Here is a 339-nt window from a genome sequence, read left to right as displayed (position 1 = left end):
GATGTGCACGGCGCCCAGTTCGCCGGCGTGGTCGACGCGCAGGATCTCGGCGAGGCGGGCCTCGGGGGCGCCGAGGCCGGGGCGGGGCGGCGGGTTAGACACGTTTCGGCTCCCATCCCAGGCCGGCCAGGACGCTCCAGACCGCCATCTTCAGCGAGATCAGCACGTTCCATCCGGCCATGGACAGGCCGAGGAATCGCCAGGCGGCCTCGTCGCAGCGCGGGGCGGCCAGCCTGGCGCCGTTGAGCAGGTCCTGCATCGCCGCGGCGGTGACCTTGCCGCCGCCGCCCGAACAGGTGGCCGGGCCGGGCCAGAACTTCCATTCGGCCCCGGCGTGCC

The 339-nt window shown here is 74.3% G+C and carries 1 protein-coding gene; it reads right to left on the bottom strand.

What is annotated here, in order from left to right; all coding sequences use genetic code 11:
* Nucleotides 1–94: 94 nt before the first annotated feature.
* A partial coding sequence (locus ACLZOT_RS50875) for a disulfide bond formation protein B (RefSeq protein ID WP_416976103.1) occupies nucleotides 95–339 on the bottom strand: 245 nt, incomplete at its 5' end.

This window comes from Streptomyces sp. 4F14 (assembly GCF_048159485.1).
GTDB lineage: Bacteria > Actinomycetota > Actinomycetes > Streptomycetales > Streptomycetaceae > Streptomyces.
Note: the sequence above shows the minus strand (reverse complement) of the source record. Positions and strands in the feature narration are given on the sequence as shown.